General features: G+C 65.6%; 19 protein-coding genes. 4 read left to right on the forward strand and 15 right to left on the reverse strand.

Annotated features, from left to right (window positions below; all coding sequences use genetic code 11):
• Window positions 1–41: 41 nt before the first annotated feature.
• The 8 genes from ureA to ABDB87_RS09990 all read right to left on the reverse strand — a co-directional run bounded on the left by ureA (window position 42) and on the right by ABDB87_RS09990 (window position 8770).
• A complete protein-coding gene (gene ureA / locus ABDB87_RS09955) occupies window positions 42–344 on the reverse strand; it encodes an urease subunit gamma (RefSeq protein WP_345926510.1) in 303 nt (100 codons plus the stop codon).
• An 83-nt stretch (window positions 345–427) separates the two neighbouring features.
• On the reverse strand, window positions 428–1294 hold the full coding sequence (locus ABDB87_RS09960) for an urease accessory protein UreD (RefSeq protein WP_345926512.1): 867 nt from the start codon (window positions 1292–1294) through the stop codon (window positions 428–430).
• Window positions 1295–1325: 31 nt separating this feature from the next.
• Window positions 1326–2018 (reverse strand): urea ABC transporter ATP-binding subunit UrtE, encoded by a 693-nt coding sequence (gene urtE, locus ABDB87_RS09965; protein WP_345926513.1) that lies wholly within the window; start codon window positions 2016–2018, stop codon window positions 1326–1328.
• A 72-nt stretch (window positions 2019–2090) separates the two neighbouring features.
• The gene (gene urtD / locus ABDB87_RS09970) at window positions 2091–2951 is read right to left on the reverse strand and encodes an urea ABC transporter ATP-binding protein UrtD (protein WP_345926515.1); all 861 of its coding nucleotides are present in this window, start codon (window positions 2949–2951) and stop codon (window positions 2091–2093) included.
• Window positions 2948–4051, reverse strand: coding sequence for an urea ABC transporter permease subunit UrtC (urtC, locus tag ABDB87_RS09975; protein WP_345926517.1), 1104 nt, complete (start codon window positions 4049–4051; stop codon window positions 2948–2950). Before urtC ends, urtD begins: the two co-directional genes overlap by 4 nt.
• A 30-nt stretch (window positions 4052–4081) precedes the next feature.
• Entirely contained in the window at window positions 4082–5701 is a 1620-nt protein-coding gene (urtB, locus tag ABDB87_RS09980; RefSeq protein ID WP_345926520.1) for an urea ABC transporter permease subunit UrtB, read from the reverse strand.
• A gap of 195 nt (window positions 5702–5896) precedes the next feature.
• Window positions 5897–7168 (reverse strand): urea ABC transporter substrate-binding protein, encoded by a 1272-nt coding sequence (gene urtA, locus ABDB87_RS09985; protein WP_345926522.1) that lies wholly within the window; start codon window positions 7166–7168, stop codon window positions 5897–5899.
• A 171-nt stretch (window positions 7169–7339) separates the two neighbouring features.
• A complete protein-coding gene (locus ABDB87_RS09990; RefSeq protein WP_345926524.1) occupies window positions 7340–8770 on the reverse strand; it encodes a tetratricopeptide repeat protein in 1431 nt (476 codons plus the stop codon).
• A gap of 168 nt (window positions 8771–8938) precedes the next feature.
• Here ABDB87_RS09990 and ABDB87_RS09995 point away from each other — a divergent pair, with 168 nt between their 5' ends.
• Together ABDB87_RS09995 and ABDB87_RS10000 are read left to right on the forward strand one after the other, a co-directional pair.
• Window positions 8939–9073, forward strand: a complete 135-nt coding sequence (locus ABDB87_RS09995) for a hypothetical protein (RefSeq protein ID WP_345926525.1) — start codon at window positions 8939–8941, stop codon at window positions 9071–9073.
• A gap of 70 nt (window positions 9074–9143) precedes the next feature.
• The gene (locus tag ABDB87_RS10000; protein WP_345926527.1) at window positions 9144–10658 is read left to right on the forward strand and encodes a methyl-accepting chemotaxis protein; all 1515 of its coding nucleotides are present in this window, start codon (window positions 9144–9146) and stop codon (window positions 10656–10658) included.
• A 114-nt stretch (window positions 10659–10772) separates the two neighbouring features.
• On the opposite strand, the gene ABDB87_RS10005 is transcribed toward ABDB87_RS10000, so the two are convergent.
• The 3 genes from ABDB87_RS10005 to ABDB87_RS10015 form a co-directional block, all read right to left on the reverse strand.
• Window positions 10773–10937, reverse strand: coding sequence for a hypothetical protein (locus tag ABDB87_RS10005; RefSeq protein ID WP_345926528.1), 165 nt, complete (start codon window positions 10935–10937; stop codon window positions 10773–10775).
• 79 nt (window positions 10938–11016) lie between these two features.
• Window positions 11017–11223 (reverse strand): AbrB family transcriptional regulator, encoded by a 207-nt coding sequence (locus ABDB87_RS10010; protein WP_345926529.1) that lies wholly within the window; start codon window positions 11221–11223, stop codon window positions 11017–11019.
• A 24-nt stretch (window positions 11224–11247) separates the two neighbouring features.
• Window positions 11248–11817 (reverse strand): hydrolase, encoded by a 570-nt coding sequence (locus ABDB87_RS10015; protein WP_345926531.1) that lies wholly within the window; start codon window positions 11815–11817, stop codon window positions 11248–11250.
• An 80-nt stretch (window positions 11818–11897) separates the two neighbouring features.
• Between ABDB87_RS10015 and ABDB87_RS10020 the strand changes: the two genes are divergently transcribed.
• Window positions 11898–12536: a TetR/AcrR family transcriptional regulator gene (locus ABDB87_RS10020; RefSeq protein ID WP_345926533.1), complete on the forward strand. Its 639-nt coding sequence runs from the start codon at window positions 11898–11900 to the stop codon at window positions 12534–12536.
• Window positions 12537–12551: 15 nt separating this feature from the next.
• On the opposite strand, the gene ABDB87_RS10025 is transcribed toward ABDB87_RS10020, so the two are convergent.
• The 4 genes from ABDB87_RS10025 to ABDB87_RS10040 form a co-directional block, all read right to left on the reverse strand.
• On the reverse strand, window positions 12552–13490 hold the full coding sequence (locus ABDB87_RS10025; protein ID WP_345926535.1) for a response regulator: 939 nt from the start codon (window positions 13488–13490) through the stop codon (window positions 12552–12554).
• A complete protein-coding gene (locus tag ABDB87_RS10030; RefSeq protein ID WP_345926537.1) occupies window positions 13474–16890 on the reverse strand; it encodes a hybrid sensor histidine kinase/response regulator in 3417 nt (1138 codons plus the stop codon). Before ABDB87_RS10030 ends, ABDB87_RS10025 begins: the two co-directional genes overlap by 17 nt.
• Window positions 16891–16964: 74 nt before the next feature.
• Window positions 16965–18077, reverse strand: coding sequence for a sensor domain-containing diguanylate cyclase (locus tag ABDB87_RS10035; protein WP_345926539.1), 1113 nt, complete (start codon window positions 18075–18077; stop codon window positions 16965–16967).
• Window positions 18074–20767, reverse strand: coding sequence for a sensor domain-containing diguanylate cyclase (locus ABDB87_RS10040; RefSeq protein WP_345926541.1), 2694 nt, complete (start codon window positions 20765–20767; stop codon window positions 18074–18076). The genes ABDB87_RS10035 and ABDB87_RS10040 overlap by 4 nt, the downstream gene beginning before the upstream one ends.
• Before the next feature lie 140 nt (window positions 20768–20907).
• Between ABDB87_RS10040 and mobB the strand changes: the two genes are divergently transcribed.
• On the forward strand, window positions 20908–21411 hold the full coding sequence (gene mobB, locus ABDB87_RS10045) for a molybdopterin-guanine dinucleotide biosynthesis protein B (protein WP_345926542.1): 504 nt from the start codon (window positions 20908–20910) through the stop codon (window positions 21409–21411).
• Window positions 21412–21422 lie beyond the last annotated feature (11 nt).

The following is a 21422-nucleotide window of genomic DNA, read 5'->3' on the forward strand; positions in this document are numbered from 1 at the left end:
GGGTTCCGGGGCCGGGGCACGCAGCGCCTGCTTCAGGCGTGTCAGATGATGGGGTTGTGGACGGTCACGAGCTTGGTGCCGTCGGGGAAGGTCGCTTCCACTTGGATTTCCGGGATCAGCTCGGCAATGCCTTCCATGACATCGTCACGCGAGAGCAGGGTGGTGCCGTAGTGCATCAGCTCTGCCACGCTGCGACCATCGCGCGCGCCCTCCATGATGGCGGCAGTGATGAAGGCGACGGACTCCGGATAGTTCAGCTTGAGGCCACGCGCACGACGGCGCTCGGCCAGCAGGGCGGCGGTGAAGATCAGCAGCTTGTCTTTCTCGCGAGGGGTCAGTTCCATGGGCGTTTTCCAGTCAGGTCTGCCAGTGATGGCTGTGTGGACGATGCGTGGCCGGATTGTGCGTCATCCGGCAGGCACTGCGATCAGGTTTTCCAGATTCTCGGCCGCAGCGCCTCGCGTGCGGTGAGGGGCGGGCGCGCCAGCGTCCACGCGGCTTCGAGGTATTCACGGGCATGTTCGGCAGAGTGTGCCAGTACACGCACGATGGTGACATGCGGCAGCGCCGATACGCCGCATATGCCATGGCGGATATCGAGCGTGCGCAACGCTTCGGTGAGGGCGGCGGTGTCATGCCGGCCGGCGATCCAGAAGGTGGCGAACACGCGGTGGCCATCGAGGGAGGCCGCGGCCTGCATCGCAGGATCGCTGCCGGCAAGGTGCATGGCCTCCTGCCACACGGGGGTGCCGTCCGGGCGCTCGAGGCGCAGTTTCTGGCGGAAGCTGCCGCTCAGGAAATCTTCACCGCTGGCCTGACGCCCGAGGCACAGGATGTCCCAGCCGAGGCAGCAGCCTTCTTCATGCAAGCGGATGGTGGTGCTGGCGCGTGCGCGGGCCTGGTCGAAAACGATCACTTCCTGCGGCAGCCATTCCAGTGTTGCGCCGGCCGCCACCTCCAGCACGATGTCCTGGGTTGCCAGCGGGCCGAGGCTCTTGTACCACTTGCCTGCACCGGGGGTGGTGAGCTGGGCGTGCGCACCCGACGCAACGCTGACATTGATGCGCAGCTCGTCACCGCCGGCGATGCCGGCAGGCGGGTGCAGCATCAGGATCTGGCAGACGCCGTCGCCCTCCGGATAGAGCGCTTTCTGCACCCGCAGCGGCCCCTTGTGCAGATTGTGGGCCAGCACGCTGCGGCCGCCCCGGGCCTCGCAGCGCAGATCGAGCGAGGCTTTCCAGCCGGTCTTGTGGGAGTGTTCCTGCAGCAGGCTGGAGTCGGTGACGGCGTTCACGGATGAGGAAAACAGAAACGTTGGCGGGCGCTCAGATCGCGACCAGACTCTTCACGTTTTCGGCCTGCATCTCGGCTCCGGGTCCGGCCTTGATGATTTCGCCTCGAGCCATGACTGCGTACTGGTCGGCAAGGGATTCGGCGAAATCATAATACTGTTCGACCAGCAGGATGGCCATTTCGCCGCCTTCTGCCAGCTTGCGGATCGCGGCACCGATGTCCTTGATGATCGAGGGCTGGATGCCTTCGGTGGGCTCGTCAAGGATCAGCACCTTGGGCCGCATCGTCAGCGCGCGGCCGATCGCGAGCTGTTGCTGCTGCCCGCCGGAGAGGTCGCCGCCGCGCCGCTTCAACATGTCTTTCAGCACCGGGAACATCTCGTAGATGTAGCCAGGGATGCCGCGCGAAGCCTTGCCGTTGGCGAGCCCCATGAGCAGGTTCTCTTCCACCGTGAGGCGCGGAAAGATTTCGCGCCCCTGCGGCACATAGGCCATGCCCAGCGCCGCACGCGTGTAGGACGGCAGCTTCGTGATGTCCCGTCCGTCGAAACTGACCGAGCCGCGAGCCACGGGCAGCAGGCCCATCAGGCATTTGAGCAGGGTGGTCTTGCCCACGCCGTTGCGCCCCAGGAGCGTGGTGACTTCTCCCTGCTTGAGGGAGAGCGACACGCCGCGCAGCGTGTGGCTGCCGCCGTAGTACTGGTTGAGGTTTTCGATTGTCAGCATATGTTCGGGAGTGGGGAGCAGGGAGTGGGGCGTCGCTTGCCGACCGTTCCCCGACTCCCGACTCCCGACTCACTATCTCCCTAAGTAAACTTCGATCACGCGTTCATCGTTCTGCACCTGCTCCAGCGAGCCTTCGGCCAGCACGCTGCCTTCGTGCAGACAGGTGACGCGGCCGCCGTGCGAGATCTGCTTGATGAAGTCCATGTCATGCTCGACGACGACCAGCGTGTAGTCGCCCGCGAGTTCGAGAAAGAGTTCGCCGCTGCGCTCGGTTTCCTCGTCGGTCATGCCGGCAGCGGGTTCATCCAGCAACAGCAACAGGGGCTCCTGCATCAGCAGCATGCCGATTTCCAGCCACTGCTTCTGGCCGTGCGAGAGCAGGCCGGCCGGGCGGTGGGCGTGGTCCTTGAGGCGGATGAGTTCGAGCTTCTGCTCGATGGTGCTGCGTGCCTCGCCCGAGAGCCTGAAGAAAAGGCTGGCCCAGATGCCCTTGTCGGTTTTCATCGCGAGTTCGAGATTTTCGAACACGGTGAGCTCCTCGAACACCGTGGGTTTCTGGAACTTGCGACCAATGCCGGTGTGGGCGATCTGCGCCTCGTTGAGGCGGGTCAGATCAATGGTCTGGCCGAAGAAGGCGCGGCCTTCGGTAGGGCGTGTCTTGCCGGTGATCACGTCCATCATCGTGGTCTTGCCGGCGCCGTTGGGGCCGATGATGGAACGCAGCTCGCCGCGGTCGATCGCGAGGTTCAGGTTGTTGATAGCCTTGAACCCGTCGAATGACACCGTAATCCCGTCGAGATACAGGATCACGCCGTGGCTGGTGTCGAGCTGGCTGACGTCGACCGGCCGTTCGAGACCGACGGCGCGATCCGCGGCGCCGTCGATGGACGCCCGCGGCTCGCCCGCCGCGCCGGTATGGATGGCGGCGTTCATGCGCGCTCCTCCTTCTTGTTGAACCAGGCCTGCAACTGGCCGACCACGCCGCGCGGCAGCCACAGGGTGACCAGGATGAAGATCAGGCCGAGGAAATACAGCCAGTATTCGGGGAAGGCCACGGTGAACCAGCTCTTCACGCCATTGATGAGGCCGGCGCCGATCAGTGGGCCGACCAGGGTGCCGCGCCCGCCCACGGCCGTCCAGATCGCGATTTCGATCGAGTTCGCCGGGCTCATTTCGCCGGGGTTGATGATGCCGACCTGCGGGACATAGAGCGCCCCGGCAATCGCGCAGATCACGGCCGACAGCGTCCAGATGAAGAGCTTGTAGGGCAGCGGGTTGTAGCCGGAGAACATCACCCGCGACTCGGCATCGCGGATCGCGGCCAGCACGCGGCCGAGCTTGCTGGTCACGATGTAGCGGCCCAGCAGCAGGAAGCCTGCGAGCGCGAGGGCGGTCAGCGCGAAGAGGGTGACGCGGGTCTCCGGCGCAGTGATCGCGAAACCGAGGATGCGCTTGAAGTCGGTGAAGCCGTTGTTGCCGCCGAAGCCCGTTTCATTGCGGAAGAAGAGCAGCATCGCGGCATAGGTCAGCGCCTGGGTGATGATCGAGAAATACACCCCCTTGATCCGCGAGCGGAAGGCGAAGAAGCCGAAGACCAGCGCGATCAGGCCCGGCACCAGCACCACCAGCAGCATCGCCCAGAGGAAATGCTCGGTGCCCTGCCAGTACCAGGGCAGCTCTTTCCAGTTCAGGAAGACCATGAAGTCCGGCAGATCGCTCTGGTAGTTGCCTTCGCGGCCGATGGCGCGCATCAGGTACATGCCCATCGCATAGCCGCCGAGTGCGAAGAAGATGCCGTGACCGAGCGAGAGGATGCCGGTGTAGCCCCATACCAGATCCATCGCGAGTGCCACGATGGCATAGCACATGATCTTGCCGATCAGCGTGACCCAGTAGGTGGAAAGGTGGAAGGCGCTGCCCTCGGGCACGGCCAGGTTCAGGACCGGGACGAGGACCACGGTGACCAGCGTGAAGGCCAGCAGCGCGGCCCAGGCCTTGGGGCCGAAGAGGCGGGAACTGAGTGTCTTGTTCATGATGTGATGTGGCTCGCTCGGTGTTCGATCTCAGTTGTCAGCAAACCGGCCCTTCACCGCGAAGAGTCCCTGCGGACGCTTCTGGATGAAGACGATGATGACGACCAGAACGGTGATCTTGGCGAGCACCGCGCCGGCAAAGCCTTCCAGCAGCTTGTTGAGAATGCCCAGACCCAGGGCGGCATACACGGTGCCGGCCAGCTGGCCGACGCCGCCCAGCACCACCACCATGAAGGAGTCGATGATGTAGCTCTGGCCCAGATCCGGCCCCACGTTGCCGACCTGGGAGAGGGCACAGCCGGCCAGCCCGGCAATGCCGGAACCGAGCCCGAAGGCGAGGGTATCGACACGCGGTGTGGCCACGCCGACGCAGCCCGCCATCTGGCGGTTCTGGGTGACGGCCCGAACGAAGAGACCCAGCCGGGTGCGGGTGAGGATCAGGCTCATGCCGATCACCACGATGATCGCGAAGGCCACGATGGCGAGCCGGTTGTACGGCAGGATCAGGTTGCTCATCGCCTGCACGCCGCCCGAGAGCCAGGCCGGGTTTTCGACCATCACGTTCTGCGCGCCGAACACGTTGCGCACCAGCTGGATCAGCACCAGGCTGATGCCCCAGGTGGCGAGCAGGGTTTCGAGCGGGCGGCCATAGAGGTGGCGGATCACCAGGCGCTCCATCAGGATGCCGACCAGGGCCGAGGCGCAGAAGGCCACCGGAATCGCCAGCAGCGGGTAGAACGCGAAGAGGCCCGGTGCATGCGCCTGAACGAGGTTCTGGACCATGTAGGTGGCATAGGCGCCGATCATGATCAGCTCGCCGTGGGCCATGTTGATGACGCCCATCAGCCCGTAGGTGATCGCGAGGCCGAGGGCGGCGAGCAGCAGGATGCTGCCCAGGCTGATGCCGGTAAAGGCGCTGCCGAGCGCTTCGCCCAGCTTGAGGTGGGAGTTGATCGAGTTGATCGCCTGCTGGGCGGCCACGCGCACCGATTCGTCGGCTTCGCGGTAGTTCGCGCCATCTTTCTCGAGCAGGCTGCCGAGCAGGGCGCGGGCGTTCGGTTCGCCGCTCTCGCCCAGCATCCTGATTGCGCTCAGGCGTACCGCACGATCGGCATCGCGGAGCTGGGTGGCGGCCAGCGTCAGGCGCAGGATGCCGCCAATCTGCGCATCCTTTTCATTCGCCAGGGCTTTCTCGAGCAGCGGACGGATAGCGGGCGTGGCGGCTTCCTGCAGCGTGCGGGCGGCATCCAGCCGGGTGGCGCGGTCGTCGGCGCCGAGATTGAAGGCGGCAAACGCGGCGTCCAGCGCCTGGGTGACGCGGTTGTTGCTGACCACGTCTTCGAGTTCATCGGGCACGGTGGCGAGTTTTTCGCCGGTGAGCGCGTCGGTGGCGGTCTCGCCGTCATAGATGATGGCGCGCTTGCCTTCGAGGGATTTCAGCGTGTCGTCGCGCAGGGCTTCGAGCAGGGGCAGCACCTCCGGGTCGGCGCTGCCCGCCAGCGCTGCGAGTGCGGTGATCTTGGCGTCGTTGTCGCCGGTGGCAAGCTGCAGGACCAGTTCGGGCGCGGGTCTGGCCAGCGCGCAGACGCTGAACAGTCCGACGGCCAGGGCGGCGCAGGTGGTCCGGATTCGGGCGAGGATTGGAGTCATGTGTGAGGTGCCGGGAGAGCTTTCCGGGGTTCGCTGCGCAAGCGTGCGCATCAGGACCCGTCGTGCCGAGCCTGGTCGATCGGCATGATCGGGCTCACGATCCGAAGTGCATTGAGGCTTCTGGCGGTCTGGCCGTCCGCCCTCGAGGAGGGCAGGGCGAACGGTCAGAGCCGGGTGAATCAGGTCAGCGCGGAATTACTTCTTTTCCGGCTCATCCTTCTTCTTGTCGTTGCCTTCGATGAAGGGGCTCCAGGGTTGGGCCTTGATCGGGCCCGGGGTCTTCCAGACCACCTTGAACTGGCCGTCAGCCTTCACTTCGCCGATGAACACCGGCTTGTGCAGGTGATGGTTCTTGGCGTCCATTTCAGCCACGAAACCGCTCGGTGCCTTGAACTTCTGGCCGGCCATCGCAGCGATCACCTTGTCGGTGTCAGTCGACTTGGCTTTCTCGACAGCCTGGGCCCACATGTGGATGCCGATGTAGGTAGCTTCCATCGGGTCATTGGTCAGGGGCTTGTCGGCCGAGGGCAGCTTCATCTTCTTGGCGTAATCGCTCCATTGCTTGATGAAGGCGGTGTTGGTCGGGTTCTTCACGCTCATGAAGTAGTTCCAGGCGGCCAGGTGGCCCACCAGCGGCTTGGTATCCACGCCGCGCAGCTCTTCTTCACCCACCGAGAAGGCCACGACCGGCACATCGGTCGCCTTGATGCCCTGGTTGCCGAGTTCCTTGTAGAAGGGCACGTTGGAGTCGCCGTTGATGGTCGACACCACGGCCGTCTTCTTGCCTTCGGAAGCGAACTTCTTGATCTTGGCGATGATGGTCTGATAGTCGCTGTGACCGAAGGGGGTGTATTCCTCCATGATGTCGGCATCGGCCACGCCCTTGCTCTTGAGGAAGGCGCGCAGGATCTTGTTGGTGGTGCGCGGATACACATAGTCGGTACCCAGCAGCACGAAGCGCTTGGCCGAGCCGCCGTCCTTACTCATCAGGTATTCCACGGCCGGAATGGCTTGCTGGTTGGGCGCAGCCCCCGTGTAGAACACGTTCTTGGAGAGTTCTTCGCCCTCATACTGCACCGGGTAGAAGAGCAGGCCGTTGAGTTCCTCGAATACCGGCAGCACCGACTTGCGCGACACCGAGGTCCAGCAGCCGAAGGTCACCGCGACCTTGTCCTTCGAGATCAGCTGGCGTGCCTTTTCGGCAAACAGCGGCCAGTTGGAGGCCGGGTCGACCACGACCGGCTCCAGCTTCTTGCCCAGCACGCCACCCTTGGCGTTGATCTCATCGATCGCCATCAGGGCGGTGTCTTTCAGCACGGTTTCCGAAATGGCCATCGTGCCGGAGAGCGAGTGCAGCACGCCCACCTTGATCGTGTCGGCAGCGTAGGCGCCGAACGAAGCGAAACCTGCCATGGCCATGGCGGCCGAGAGGGCCGACACCTTGATGAAGCTGCGACGTGATTGCATGTAGGACTCCCTGAGATGACTTCGAGATGACGGCGTCGATATGTCCGCCGGGTGAAGCCACTTTAGGGAGGTCTGCGCTCAGGCTGAATACGTCAGAGTGCGTAGATGTGCGCAGATGTGTGAAGGCTGCTTGCGCGCACCGCCCGCCGGCGGCACGCATCGCAGGGCCGCTCAGGCGCTGCGCCGGGATTCCGTGGCCGCGCGCTGCGGCATGGCCAGCGTGCCCAGTGCGGCAGCGAGCTTCATGATCACCGGCGCCCAGTTGCCATCCCGCTCCTGGCGGAAGAGCCGCATGCCCTGCGGATACCAGGCGCTGTCGGTGCGCTCGCGTTGCCAGCGCCAGTCGGTGCCGTAGTCAGGCAGCATCAGCCAGCAGGGCACGCCCATCGCGCCCGCAAGATGCGCCACTGCGGTATCCACGCTGATGACGAGATCAAGGTTCGCCAGCACCGCTGCGGTATCGGCGAAATCCTGCAACTGCGGGCCGATCAGGCTCAGCGGCTGGAGGCGGCTGAAGGCCACTGCATCGTCTTCGCCAGCACCTTTCTGCAGGCTCACGAAGCTCACACCCGGCACCGTCCACAGGGGCGCGAGATCGGCCACGCTGCGCAGCGAACGCTCGCTGTCGTTCTCGAACCTGGGATTGCCTTGCCAGACAAGACCCACCCGCAGGCCGGACGTGGGCAGGCAGGCCTGCCAGCGGAGGAGGTCTTCGGGCGTGGCGTGAAGGTAGGGAATCGGGGCCGGAATGTTGCGGCCTTCCGTGCCGCAGTAATGCGGCAGGCTCAGCGGGGGCGACCAGCAGTCCCAGTCTGCACTGCTGACCGACTGATCGAGAGCATGGATCCGGTCTGCGTCGGCCAGGCTGGCAAAGAGGCGGGTGAGCCCGGGGTGGCAGAGGATATCGACCCGGCGCGCGCCGCGTTTGCGCAGCTCGCTGGCGTAGCGGCTGAACTGGATCATGTCGCCGGCACCGGCCTCGCAGCTGATGAGAATGCTCCTGCCCTCCAGCGATTCACCCTTCCAGCGCGGAATGCCCAGCGTGTCCGAGAGCACCTTCTCCATGCTCGCGTACCAGTCCCGCGCCTCCAGCCCGGCAAAACCTTCACGCAACAGTCCCTGACGAAGCTGCAGAAAGCCGAGGTTGTAGCGGGCGCTGGAGTAGTCGGGCGAAATGTCGAGCGCGGTGCGGAAGCAGTTCTCCGCGTGCGCGTCCCGTTTCAGATTCGCGAAGAGCACGCCCAGGTTGGACCACAGCGCGGCCGAGCGGGGATCTTCGCGCAGGCCTTCGTGGTAGACCGCTTCGGCCTCTGCGTGGCGCTTCGCGCGGTTGAGCAGGGCACCGTAGTTCAGGAAGAGCTGTGGATGGGTGCCGCCCAGCTCGATCGCGCGCAGATAGCACAGCTCCGCACCTTCCCGGTCGCCGCCGCGGTCGAGCAGGAATCCCATGTTGCCCCAGGCCTCGATGAAGTCCGGCTCCAGGGCACAGGCCTGGCGCAGCTTCAGCAATGCTTCGTCCGGATGCCCCTCGGCGATCAGGACGAGCGCCTCGTGGAACAGGCTCTGCGCAGGCGTTTGCCCGGCAGCTTCGGGAATCATCATTACGCGCTCTTTTTTGCGGCAGGAATGTTGCGATTCCACCCGATTTTTGCCGCAGGAATGGAAATTCTTACTTTTTTTTAATCTTCGGAATTGCCTGTTGCGGCGCTCAAGGGAGGCATGGTTCCGGTCGTAAACGAATGAAATTTTCCGGGTCGATCCAGTGTGCGCATGACTGTTTCCCGTTCGTTTTCCTCTTCCTGGCTGATCCTGGCCGTCTGGCTTGTGCTGAGCCTTGCCGGCCTGCTCTGGCTCGAGTACCGGGACGCCCTTCGCGGCGTGCTGTGCATGGCTGGCAGCACATGAAGCCAGTGCTGGAAAACCGTGTGGCGAGACCGGCGCCGGAGACCCCGCAATGCATGCAACAGGAGGCCCTATGAGTGACGAGAACGCGATGTCGATGGATGACCAGGCCCTGCGCAGCTTCCGCGCGCAGTCCGACCGCCTGCTGCTGGGCGTGCTGGCCGCGCATCTGCTGATCTGCCTGGTGGTCGCTGCTTTCAATGGCAGCTGGCTGCCGGCCTTGCTGCTGGGCGTACCAGCCTTCGCGGTGCCCGGCTTGCTGATCCGGATGGATCCGGGCGGGCTGCCCGCACGCCTTGCCGTTGCGGCAGGCTTCATGGTGTTTGCAGCGCTGCTGATCCATCAGGCGCAGGGCATGATCGAGGCGCACTTCGGCATCTTCGTGCTGCTCGCCTTTCTGGTGCTCTATTGCGACTGGAAAGTGCCGGCCTTCGCCGCCGCACTGATCGCGGTACATCACCTGCTGTTTTCCTGGCTGCAGGCCGGTGGCATGGGCATCTATGTGTTTCCGCAGGCCGGAACGGTCTCCATCGTGCTGCTGCATGCGCTCTATGTGGTGGTCGAGACCCTGGTGCTGTGCTTCGTGGCGCTGCGCCTGCGCGCCATGGTGCTGGATGCGGCCGATGTGTCCCGCTTTGCCAGCGAGGTGAGCCGGGGCAGGCTGGATTACCGCTTTGACCCGGCGCGTGCCGGCGGCAGTCAGGTACTCGGCGCGGTGGCCACCATGCAGGCCCAGCTGCGTGAATCGCTGGCGGTCGTGCGCCAGAGCGGCGAGCGCCTCGCCTCGCTGGGCTCGCGGCTCAACCAGTCCGCACGCGGCATTGCCGGAGATGCCGCAGAGCAGAGCCGCGCCACCACCGAAATGGCGGCTTCGGTGCAGGAAATGACCGCCTCGATCAACCTCATTACCGACGAGGCGAGTCAGGCGCGGGGGCTTTCGGCGGCTTCGCGCGAGGCTGCGCTGGAAGGCAGCTCGGTGGTGAATAACGCGGTCAGCGAGATGTCCGGCATCGCCAGCGTGATCGCGCGCACGTCCGAACGTGTCGAGGAGCTGGGAGAGCGTTCGGAGCGGGCCGCGCAGATCGTGAACATCATCAAGGAAATCGCGGATCAGACAAACCTGCTCGCGCTCAACGCGGCCATCGAGGCCGCCCGGGCGGGCGAAACGGGGCGTGGCTTCGCGGTGGTCGCGGACGAGGTTCGCAAGCTTGCCGAGCGCACCACGGTGGCGACCAACGAAATCAACCGGATGATGGCCGAGATGCGCGACGCCAAGGATGGTGTGCTCGAAACCATCAAGGACGCGGTGCGGCGGGTGGAGACAGGCGTCAGCCATGCCAGCGCGGCAGGCGGCAAGATGGACGAGATCCTGAGCCAGGCCGACTGCGTGGGGCGGATCGTTGAAGCGATTTCGGGCGCGCTGGTCGAGCAGAGCATGGTGGCAGCGGAAATCGCCCGCCATGTCGAGCAGATTTCCAACAAGGCGGACTCCGCCTCGGGTTCAACGCGCGAGATCGCGGCCGAAGCTGCCGAAGTGGATGATGTGTCGAAGAAGCTGAGCGACTCGCTCTCGCGCTTCACTTTCTGAGTCCGAGTCGCAGGATCGCAGCGCGATTGCGGACGGCATGGCCTGCGTGGGCGGCGCGTATCTGCGCGCAGCCCGGGCGACAAGGGCCGCGCCAGACCCGCGTGTGAGCGGGGCTCAGCGGCTGCCCCGCAGTCGCAGTGTCAGGGCTTCGTCAAACTGCAGGCGGGTAACGCAGGCTTCCAGGCGGGCGGCCGTCTCCGCGCCCAGACGGCGCTGCAGATCCGGCGCGAGCGCGGCATGACAAGCGAGAGCGCCCAGATCGGCCTCGCGCAACATCACGATCAGCGCGTCGATACTTTCATCCGCCCTCTGCGTTTCGCGGGGGCGCGCGCTGGCGGGCGTGACGAGCGGCGCCGGGTCAATCGCGCAGCGCGGGCGGCGGGGCGAGGTGTCTGGCGAGCCGCCGCGCGATCATCGGCCCGGTCATGATCACGATCAGTACGCGTGGGGTCTGGAAGGCCATCACGAAGGGCCGATTCACGCCCGAGGCCTCAGCGATGACGGCGACGGTGTCCTGCCCGCCGGGGCTGATTGCAGCATGACGGCGAGCATCGCGCCGAGCCACAGCAAGGGCCGGGCCGGCAGCGGATCAGCCGGCGAAGCCGAGGGTGGCGAGCTTCGCCACCCGAGCAATGCGCGGCAGGATCGCGGTCACGCTCATCTCGTGCAGGGCTGCGCTGGTGCTGGTGCAGGCGTCTTCCGCGACGACGACCCGATAGCCCATTTCCCAGGCCTGGCGTGCAGTCGACTCGACGCCGAAATTGGTGGCCACGCCGCCCAGCACAAGGGTGTCGATGCCACGCCGGCGCAGTTGCAGGTCGAGGTCCGTGCCGTAGAACGCGCCCCAGTGGCGTTTGAGGATCACATGGTCGCCGGGCTGCACCACTCCATCGACGAAGTCGCTCCAGTTCGCCGGGAGGCCGCCGGGCGGCACCGGGGCAGGCTGGTCTACCGGCTGGGTGGGGGCGTCTTTCCTGTCGTCCGACCAGCCGACATGCACCTGGACCACGAAGGCGCCGGCTTCGCGGCAGCGAGCGGCGAGTACCTTGCAGCTGCTGAGGACCGTGTCGGCGTCATACGGCGCTCTCGGCATGCCGAGGATGCCGTGCTGCAGGTCGATGAGAACGAGGGCGGTGCGAGCGGGGTCGAGTTCGATCATGGGGAGCTCCGGGCGGGCTTGGTGTCGGGGGGAGTCCGGGTTATATATGAGGGTATCCTCATAAAACTCATTCTAGTGTGATGAGCAAACAAAACCAAGCCTCGGCCGCGGCCGAACTTCCGGTTGCCCGGGCGCCCAGGCGCGAGCGGGGCCGGCAGCGGGTCGAATCCCTGCTGGACGCTGCTGCGGCGCTCTTTGCGGAAAACGGGTTCGAGGCGACCACCATGACCGCCATTGCCCAGCGGGCTGGCGCTTCAATCGGCTCGCTGTACCAGTTCTTTCCGACCCGTCAGTTGCTCGCGGACGCTTTGCGCTCACGCTTCGAGCAGCATGTCGGCGAGGCGCTGACGCGGCTGGCCGAAGACTGCCGTTGCCGCACGCCCGAGGGGCTCGCCGCCGGCCTTGTCGAACTCATGAAGGGCCTGCGCGAGGAGCGCACGGCCGCACTCGCGCTGGTCGACCCGAATGATCCGCGGGACGCGCACCGGCTCCAGATCCGGAACCTGATGCGCACGCGGATTGCGGCGCTGATCCGCCAGGCTGTGCCTGAAACGGATGCGGATACGGCCGCGCAGCGGGCGGTGCTCACCCTGCACCTGCTCAAGCTGGTGCACCAGTTGCCGCATGAGGAAGCGCCCGCTGTGCTCGAAGACGCGCTGCGTGACTGGCTGGCCCGGGCTTTCGTTCAGCCGCCGCAAACCGGCCGCCTGCGCGACTGAGGCAAAGCCGCGCGCTCAGCCGCGCAGGCGCGCGAGTGCGAGCTTGGTGGCCGCGGTGCGGTTCTCGACGCCGAGCTTTTCGTAGACGTGCTCCAGATGCTTGTTCACCGTGCGCGGGCTGGAGCCGAGGATGTCGCCGATATCCGGGCTGGTCTTGCCCTGGGTCACCCAGTAGAGCACTTCGGCTTCCTTGCGGGTGAGCGGGAAGGCGGCGAGCAGTGCCTCGATCTGCGCGGCGTCGTTCTCTTCACGCAGCACCACGAGCCATTCGCCGTCGGCGGTCTGGTCGTGCAGGCTGAAGATCAGGCGCCTGCTGTCATGCGAGATGTGCAGCGGCAGCGGCGTGCCGGCAGGCGTGGTGCGCAGGGCGGCGAGCGTGGTTTCAAGCCAGTGGAGCAGGGCCGGTGGTGTGCTGTCGCCATGGTTTTCATGCGGGAAGTAGTCGGCCAGCAGCTTGCGGGCGAGCGGTGTCTGCCAGGTGATGCGGCCGGATTCGGTGCGCAGCGCCAGCGTGGCCTGGCCGAAGGCGTCCAGCGCGCTGCGCGCCTGCTTCATCTGGCGGGCGCTCGCGAGGTGGGTGTGAACGCGTGCGATCACTTCGCCGGTGCGTACCGGCTTGGCCACGTAATCGGTGCCACCGGCCGCGAAGGCCGCCACGATGTGCTCGGTTTCGGTGAGCCCGGTCATGAAGATGATCGGGATGTGGCGCGTCGAGAAGTCCGCCTTGAGCCGGCGGGCGACTTCGAATCCGTCCATGCCCGGCATCATGGCGTCGAGCAGGATGATGTCGGGCAGGCTCTGGCGCGCGCGGGCCAGGGCACTCTCGCCGTTGGTGGCCACCAGCACGGTGAAGCCGGATTCGTCGAGTGCGTCGTGCAGGACCGAGAGGTTTTCCGGTACGTCGTCGACGATCAGGACGATGTCGGTGCGGCTGCGATCAAGCTCCAGCGGCATCGTGACTCCTTGCAAGCAGGGTGTTGAGCGTATCGAAATCGAAGCGGGCGAGCGCTTCGCGGGCGCGGCCGATCCACTCCGCCTGCCCGGGGCAGGCGGACTCGATCCCGTCGAGCGCCTGCTGGATGCCGCGAACATAACCCAGTCGCACCTGCGCGGCCAGCGCGTCACGCAGGGCGTCCGGGATCGGCTGCGGGCCGCCGGGCGCGGGGGCGGGCCGGGCGGCGGGCTCGGCCTCGATCCAGTCAAGCGTGAGCTGGCGGCCGATCCAGTCGAGCAGCTCGGTCATGCGCACCGGCTTGAGGACGAAATCCTGCGCGGGAATGCCGGCGTCATTGTCCAGGCCCTTGTCGAAGGCGTTGGCGGAAATCACCGCGATGCGCGCGCCGGGCGCCAGACCGCCGGCACGGATGCGGCGGATGGTTTCCCAGCCGTCGATGCCCGGCATGGCGAGATCCATGAAGATCAGATGCGGCTGGAAGCGCGGCAGCACCTCGATGCACTCGATGCCGGAGGCGGCCTGATCGAGCTCGAAGCCCAGCGGGGCCAGCACGCTGGCCAGCAGCTCGCGGTCATCCGCTTCGTTGTCGACGATCAGGATGCGGCGCCGCTCACCGCGATAGCCGGTGTAGTGGCGCCGCGGCAGCTCGGTGGCAGCCTGGGCTGCGGCGACCTGGGGCAGGAAGAGCTTGACCGTGAAGCAGCTGCCGCTGCCCGGCGTGCTGCGCACCGAGAGCTCGCCGCCCATCAGGCCGGTGAGCATCGAGGCGATGGTGAGGCCCAGCCCGGTGCCGCCCGCGCCGCTGGCGGCCGAGCTGCCGCGCGCAAAGGGCTCGAAGATGCGCTCGAGTTCTTCCGGCGCGATGCCGGGGCCGCTGTCCTCGATCTCGAACACGGCCATGTCACGCGCATACCGGAGGCGAAAGGCCACGCCGCCTTCACGCGTGAATTTCACCGCATTGCCCAAGAGGTTGATGAGGATCTGGCGCAGCCGTTTTTCGTCGGCGCGCACGGCCAGCGGGCGTTCGCCCTGGCAGGTGAAATCGAAGCGGATGCCCTTGTTGTGTGCCTGCAGCGCGAACATGTGGACCAGCTGGTCGAGCAGCGCGGCGAAGTCGATGGCGCGGGTGTCGAGCGTGAGCTTGCCGCCTTCGATGCGGGCGATGTCCAGGGTGCCTTCGATCAGCGAGAGCAGATGGTCGCCGCTGCGCCGGATCACCCGGATGGCCTGCTGGCGGTGGGCCGGAATGGTCGGGTCGCCATCCAGGATCTGGGCATAGCCGAGAATGGAGTTGAGCGGCGTGCGCAGCTCGTGGCTGACCGAGGTGATGTAGCGGCTCTTGGCCTGGTTGGCGGCGTCCGCGCTGCGCTTGGCGCGCTGCAGGGCTTCATCGGTTCGCCGGTGGGATTCGATCTCGCGCATCAGCAGATGGGTCTGCCGGTTCGATTCTTCCTGCGCCACCTTGCGGCTCTTGTGGGTCAGCACCAGCCACCAGGCCATGATGCCCGCCACCAGCAGCAGGATGCAGAAGAGCTTGAGGTAGGAGGCACGCAGGGCGGGGAGGAGATCGGGGTCTATCGTCTGCAGCTGCGGGAAGTAGAGCATGCCGAGCACCGTGGCCAGGCCGGCGGTAACCACGCTCATCAGCATCAGGTAGTGGCCGATGCCGCTGTCGACATAGGGCCACAGCGCGCGCGGCAGCAGGCCGCGCATGGCCTTCTGCCATTGCATCGCGGCGCGCGCTTCGGGCTTGCAGAGGTCGTGACAGCGGGCGTCGAGCGAGCAGCAGAGCGAGCAGATATGGCCCTGGTAGGCCGGGCAGCGGGCCATGTCGTCGGTTTCGTATTCGCGCTCGCAGATCACGCAGCGCAGCGTGCGTTGTTCCGCCGGGTGTTCCGGCAGGTCGTGCCGCGCGATGTAGTAGCGGCCACCGGTCAGCCAGGCAATCAGCGGCGAGGCCAGCAGTGCGGTGGCGAATGCGATGAAGGAGGTCAGCGCTTGTGCGGTGCTGCCGAAGGCGCCGAGGTAGGCCAGGATCGAGGTGGTCGAGGCGATCAGCATCGCGCCCACCCCGACCGGATTGATGTCGAACAGGTAGGCGCGGCGGAATTCGATGCCGGCGGGCGAGAGTCCGAGCGGCTTGTTGATGACGAGGTCGGCCACCACCGCAGCAAGCCAGCCGATCGCGATGTTGGAGTAGAGCCCCAGCACCGAGCCCAGTGCCTGGAAGACATCCAGCTCCATCAGCATCAGCGCGATCACGGTGTTGAACACCATCCAGACCACGCGGCCCGGATGGCTGTGGGTGAGCCGGGCGAAGAAGTTCGACCAGGCCAGCGAGCCGGCATAGGCATTGGTCACGTTGATCTTGAGCTGGGAGATGATCACGAAGCCCGCGGTGACGGCGACTGCCAGGCGCTGGTCATGGAAGATCGTCTCGAAGCCGACGAGATACATCTGGTTGGGGTCGACGGCGCGATCGGTCGGTACGGCGTTCCTGATCGCGAGCCAGGCCAGCAGGCAGCCGCCCAGCATCTTGGCCACCCCGATCACGACCCAGCCCGGGCCGCCCACCAGCACGGCCGCGAGCCAGCTGCGCCGGTTGGCTTCGGTGCGTGCAGGCATGAAGCGCAGGTAATCCACCTGCTCGCCCATTTGCGTGATCAGTGCGATGCCCACGGTCAGTGCGGCGCCGAAGAGCGGCAGGCTGAACGCCGGCTCATGGCCGTTCATGCCGCCGTAGCGCACGAGTTCGCCAGGCAGTTCCGGATAGCGCGAGAGCACGAAAAGATAGGGCAGGGCCAGCAGGATCAGCCAGACCGGCTGGGTCAGCGCCTGCAGGCGGCTGATGGTGGTGATGCCGTGGGTGACAAGCGGGATCACGACCAGCGCACAGATCAGGTAGCCCCATGCCGGCGGAATATCGAAGGCGAGCTCGAAGGCATAGGCCATCACGGCCGCCTCCAGCGCGAAGAAGATGAAGGTGAAACTCGCGTAGATCAGCGAGGTGATGGTGGAGCCGATGTAGCCGAAGCCCGCGCCGCGGGTCAGCAGATCCATGTCCAGCCCGTGGCGCGCAGCATAGAGGCTGATCGGGGTGCCGCACAGGAAGATCAGGATGCCGGTGGCAAGAATGGCCAGCGCCGCGTTGGTGAAACCGTAATTGACCAGCAGCGTGGCGCCCACCGCCTCCAGCACGAGGAAGGCCGAGGCGCCGAAGGCGGTGTTGGCGACCTGCCAGGCCGAGAGCTTGCGGAAGCTCTTGGGGGTGTAGCGCAGAGCGTAGTCTTCGATGGTCTCGTGGGCGACCCAGCTGTTGTAGTCGCGTCTGACCTTGACGACGCGTTGCAGGGCTTCATCCTGCCGGGCGTCGGCGGGCGGTGTTGCGGTCGGGTTCATGCGTGGGGCACTCGGGGTCGGTCGGCGCTGCGCTCGCAGCGTTCAGAGCGGAGTATGCCTGCCTTGTGCCCGCTTCAGGCAAGGCTCACCCGGTTGCGGCCGCTTTCCTTGGCGGCATACAGCGCCGTGTCGGCCCGGGCGATCAGGCTGTCGAGCGATTCGCCGGGCCGATGCAGGGTGACGCCGGCGCTGAGGGTGACGCTGATCACGCCGGCATCACAGTGCAGCGGCGCCTCCGCCAGGGCAAGCCGCAGACGTTCGGCGACCTGCAGCGCGTCCTCGGCACCGGTGTGGGGCAGCAGCACGATGAATTCCTCGCCGCCCCAGCGGCCGGGAATGTCCGGCCGGCGCAGGGTCTGGCGCAGCCGCTCGGTGGTGCGCACCAGGACCTGGTCGCCCGCGTGATGGCCATAGCGGTCATTGACCAGCTTGAAGTGATCGAGATCGATCAGCACCAGCGAGAGTGCGTCCGGATAGCGTGAGAGATGTTCGAGCAGCGACTGGGCGAGCACCTGGAAGTGGCGCCGGTTGGCAATGCCGGTGAGCGGGTCCTCCTGGGCCAGCAGTTGCAGCGCATGCTCGGCCACGCGCCAGCGCGTGATGTCATGGTCGATTCCGATCACCACCGGCGTGCCGTCGAAATACAGGCTGCGCCGCTTGTTGACGATGCGGTGGACCACCTCGCCGGTCGCCTTCCGGATGACGCATTCTTCCTTGACGATTTCCGCCCCGGCCAGTACCTGGCTGTCTTCGTCGCGCGAGGTCTGGCGGACACGGCTGAAGGGGCCTTCGGGCGGATAGTGCGGGCCGGTGAGATAGTGCCGGTCCTGCTGGCGGTAGTCGGCGAACGCGCGGTTGACCAGCAGGTAGCGGCTCTCCTGGTTCTTCACGTAGACCGGGTCGGGGATCACGTCGATGAGGCGCTGCACGAAGTCTTCGGTGTTCCGGCGAAGCGCCGTTTCGCGCGCGAGGGCGTCTTCGAGCCGGGCGGATTTTACGGTATCAGGCGCAGACGCCAGCCTGCGCCAGTTGCCCAAGAAGCTCGCGATAAAAACGGCCAGCAGCGTGAGCACCGGCGGCCATTCGAGGGTCACTCCAGCGGTGGCGGCCAGCAAGCCGGGCAGTGCAAGACAGAGTGCGAGCGATGCACGGTGCGAATCGAGTCGCGACGCATCCCGCTCGCTCACGCGGCATCCTTTCCATCTCCAGGCGCCGTTTGTACGCGATTGCGTCCGTTCTGCTTGGCGGCATAGAGCGCCGTATCCGCGGTGGATACGAACTGGTCGATGCTCATTTCGGGCTCCCATTGCGCCACCCCGGCACTGAGCGTCGCCCGGATTCTGCCGCGCGAGCTGTTGATCGGGGCGTGCTCGAGCGCTTCGCGCAGTCGCTCGGCGACCTGGCAGGCTTCGGCCAGATGCGTGTGGGGCAGCAGGATGATGAACTCTTCGCCACCCCAGCGCGCCAGCAGGTCGGTGGCACGCAGGCAGACGAGGCAACGCGCGACGGTTTCGCGCAGCACTTCATCACCGGCGTTGTGACCCCATTGATCGTTGATGAGCTTGAAGTGATCGAGGTCGAACATGATCAGGCTCAGTGATTCGTCATACCGGGTGGCAAGCAGCAGCGCGCGCTCGGCCTCCTGCATGAAGTGGCGGCGATTGGCGAGGCCGGTCAGCGCGTCTTCACGTGCGAGGCGCTGCAGTTCGCGCTCGGCGATCCGCCAGCGGGTGATCTGGTGATCGATGCCGACGACGACCGGTTCGCCATCGAAATAGGTGCTGCGGTGCTTGGTGACGATGCGGAAGATTTCTTCGCCGGTTGCCTGGCGCGTGGTGTGTTCTTCCTTGTTGATGTCGCCGCCCGCGAGCACGATTTCGTCTTCCTCCAGCGACAGCTGACGGACCTCCGCCCGCGCGTAGCGCAGGCTGTTCGGCCCGGCCAGGACTTCCTCGCGCTCGCGCTGGTGATAGTCGAGGAAGGCCTTGTTGATCAGAACATACAGCCCGCCGGATTTCTTCACGTAGACCGGATCGGGGATCAGGTCGATCAGCCGCTGCACGAAGAGCAGGGTGTTTTCGCGCAGCTGGGTTTCGCGCTCGAGTGCATGCTTGATTTCCTGCTCGGCTCGGCGCCAGCTGGTGATGTGGTGATCGATGCCAACGATCACCGGCTCGCCATCGATATAAACGCTGCGCGTCTTGGATACCACCCGATAGACCTCCTCGCCGGTCACCCGCCGGCGGGTGCGCTCCTCGCGCAATACTTCGGCGCCCTGCAGCACGCGTGCATCTTCATCGAGCGAGCGCAGGCGGCTGGCCTCCGATGCGTCGTGGAAGCTGCGCGCCGGATCGAGCAGCTCGGCGCGGCTCTTGCCGTGATACGTGGCAAAGGCTTCGTTGATCAGGATGTAGTGACCTTCGCGCTTGACATAGAACGGATCGGGAATCACGTCGATGAGGCGCTGGATGAAGGCTTCGGTGCGCTCGCGCAGACGGATCTCGCGCTCGAGTGCGGCCTTCAGTTCGCGTTCGGCCTGGCGCAGCTCGGTCAGCTCGACCATGGTGCCGACGATGACCGGCTCGCCCAGCGCGTCGAGACAGCGCGCCTTGGCAAGGATGCGGAAGGTGTCCTTGCCGGTGTTCGGGTGGCGGATCTGCTCTTCGCGCAGGATGCGCCGGCCCGAGAGCACTTCGCCGTCCTCCTCGAAAAGCGATCGCATCTCCGTCGCGCTCGCGGCGTCCGGCAGCCCTGTCGAGCCGAGCAGCTCGTCGCGCGGAATGAAGCTGTCTCGCGACATGGCTTCGTTGAGCATGATGTAGCGGCTCTGCGCATCCTTGACGTAGACCGGCCAAGGCAGGAGGTCGAGCAGGCGCTGCACGAAGCTCTGCGTGTTGTGGTGCTGCTCGCGCTCGCGCTCGAGGGCTGCGGCCAGGCGTTTCTCGGATTCGCGCAGGTCTGTCACGTCGATGTTGATGCCGACGATGACCGGTTCGCCACGGGTATCGGGGCAGCTGCCCTTGATCACGATCTGGTAATAGGGCGTGCCGTGCACCGGGTGTTGACCGTACTCTTCCTTCTGCACATGCAGGCCGGCGAGCACCTCGCGGTCTTCCAGCCATGAGCGGCGCGACTGCTCGGCTTCGGGGTGCAGATCGATGATGGTCTTGCCGATCACCTCATCGGACCGCAGGCCATAGCGCGCGAGCATGGCGCGATTGACGATGCGGTAGCGCGACTCGGCGTCGCGCACGTACATCGGATAGGGAATCTCGTCGAGCAGGGTCTGGATGAAGTCGCGGGTGCGCTCGGCCACCGAGGTCTGTTCGGCCAGCGCCGCCTGCAGCTGCTGCTCGGCCTGACGCAGTCCGGTTACATTGAAATTCGCGCCGACGATGACCCGCTCACCCAGGCTGTTGTAGCAGCGGCCCTTGGTCACGATGCGGCAGAGCAGGATCCTGCCGTCTGCCGCGCGGGTAATGTCTTCCTTGTACACGTTGCGACCGGCCAGCACCTCGGCATCTTCGGCCGCCACCATGGCCGCGGTTTCCGGATCGGGGGCGAGGTCGCGCGCGGAACGGCCGAGGATTTCGCTGGCGGGCATGCCGCGTTGCGCCGAAAAGGCCGCGTTGATCATCACATAGCAGCCCTTGCTGTCCTTCACATACACGGGCTCCGGAATCACATCGATGAGGCGTTGCACGAAGGCCTGGGTCTGGCTGGTGTCCGGCTGGCCGCGGCCGCTGCGCCGCCATTCGAGTCCCAGCGCAGCCACCACTGTCAGGGTCAGCGCAACACCGCTGGGCAATCCGGCGAGAAAGCAGCAGAGCGCCACGACGGGCACCAAACCTGTCCGGATCGCCGCCTTGACTCGCATGCTTTCGATCAACTTGCATCCCCTCCGATTTCTCTTTGCCGAGTTTAGGGCCAGCCCGGCGGCACAGCGTTATAAATCGTTAAAAACACCATACATCCAGTGCGGGTGTTTCGGGCTTTATTACACATACAATCCCTGTCATGAACAACGCAAAGATCTTCGGCATCTCCGGCTGGTCAGGCTCGGGCAAGACCACGCTCATCGAAAAACTGCTGCCGCTGTTTCGCGCGCGCGGCCTCGTGGTTTCTCTGGTCAAGCACACCCACCACGGCTTCGATATCGACAAGCCGGGCAAGGATTCCTGGCGTTTCCGCGAGGCTGGTGCGCAGGAGGTGCTGCTGGCCGGCGCGCAGCGCTGGGCGCTGATGCACGAGTTGCGCGAGACGCCTCAGCCGGCGCTGGCCGATCTGCTCGTCCATCTTGCGCCCTGTGATCTGGTGATCGTCGAGGGTTTCAAATCGGCAGAGCTGCCCAAGATCGAAGTCCATCGGCCCGCGCTCGGCAAACCTTTTTTCCATGAAGCGTTTCCCGCCGTCGTGGCGCTGGCCAGCGACGCGCCGCTCGATACTGGCCTGCCGTTGCTGGATCTCAACGATCCGCCGGCCATCGCGACCTGGATCCTGAACCACGTCGGGCTTGCCTGAATCCTTCAAGC

Source organism: Uliginosibacterium paludis (assembly GCF_039631355.1).
GTDB classification, from domain to species: Bacteria; Pseudomonadota; Gammaproteobacteria; order Burkholderiales; family Rhodocyclaceae; genus Uliginosibacterium; species Uliginosibacterium paludis.